The sequence below is a fragment of the Nocardia sp. NPDC004722 genome (assembly GCF_053601505.1).
The window spans coordinates 1-1,244 of record NZ_JBSGBY010001088.1; the positions used below are offsets into that span (position 1 = coordinate 1).

Consider the following 1,244-nt stretch of genomic DNA (forward strand, 5'->3'; position numbering starts at 1 on the left):
GAACCGGAGGTGAAGATCACGTAGGCGGTGTTGTCGCCACGCAGCGGGGCAATCCGGTCCGCATCGGTGATCGAGGCATCGGAATAGCCCGACAGGTCCAGCTCATCGAGCAGCAGCGCGCCACGGGACGCGGTGAGCTCGAAATTGTCGCGTGCGGTGGTCAGCACGTACACCGGGTGTGCGGTGTCGAGGACGTACTGGTTGCGTTCGGCCGGGTGGTCGGGGTCCAGTGGGACGTACGCGCCACCGGCCAGCGTGACGGCGTACATGCCGACCAGCAGCTCGAAGGAACGGCGCATACCCAGGGCCACAGAGGAATCCGGTCCAACACCCTCGGCGATGAGGTACCGCGCCAACCTGTGCACCCGGGACGCGAACGCGCCGTACGACAAGGTCTCGCCCTCGAACACCAGCGCGGTCAGGTCCGGGGTCTGCTTCAGCTGCGTGGCGAACATCGATGCCAAGGTGACCTCGGCATCGATCTTCTTGCCGCCCAGCGCGACTCGCTTCACGTCGTACTCGGTGGCGTTCCAGCCCCGCAGCACCTGCCGACGCTCGGCCACATCCAACAACTCGATATCGCCCACCAGCGTCGTCGGCTCAGCGACCACAGCCGCGAGGAAGCGCAGCAGGCGCTCACCGAAGACGGCGATGGTCGCCGCGTCGAACATGTCTGTGGCGTAAGCGAATTCGGCGGCCATGCCTGAGCCATCGGCCCCCTCGGACAGGTTCAGTTGCAGGTCGAACTTGGCGGTGACCACGTCCAACGGCACGCCCGCCACGTCCAGGTTCGGCAGCGCGAAGCTGGCGGTGCCGGTGTTCTGGAACGACAGCATCACCTGGAACAGCGGGTGCCGTGCCTGCGAGCGGGCCGGGTTGAGGATCTCCACCAGACGCTCGAACGGCAGATCGGCATGACCGAAGGCAGCCAGGTCGGTGTCCTTGGTGCGGGCCAGCAGCTCGGTGAACTTCTCGCCCGAGTCGACAGCCGTGCGCAGCACCAGAGTATTGACGAACATGCCGATGGCGTCGTCGATCGCCTGCTCACCGCGACCGGCAATCGGGGTGCCGATGACGGTGTCCTCACCATTGGACAGCCGCGCAAGAAGACCGGCGAAGGCCGCGTGCACGACCATGAACAGCGACGCGCCATGCTCGCGGGCCAAACGGTCGAGTCCGGTCAGCAGTTCGGCATCGATCGAGAACTCGTGCACCCCACCGGCGTAGGACGCGACGGCCGGGCG

1 protein-coding gene is annotated in these 1,244 nt (G+C 66.4%); it reads right to left on the minus strand.

Annotated features, from left to right (window positions below; all coding sequences use genetic code 11):
* On the minus strand, positions 1–1,244 hold a 1,244-nt coding region (locus ACWELQ_RS45925; protein WP_452403233.1), incomplete at both ends, for a condensation domain-containing protein.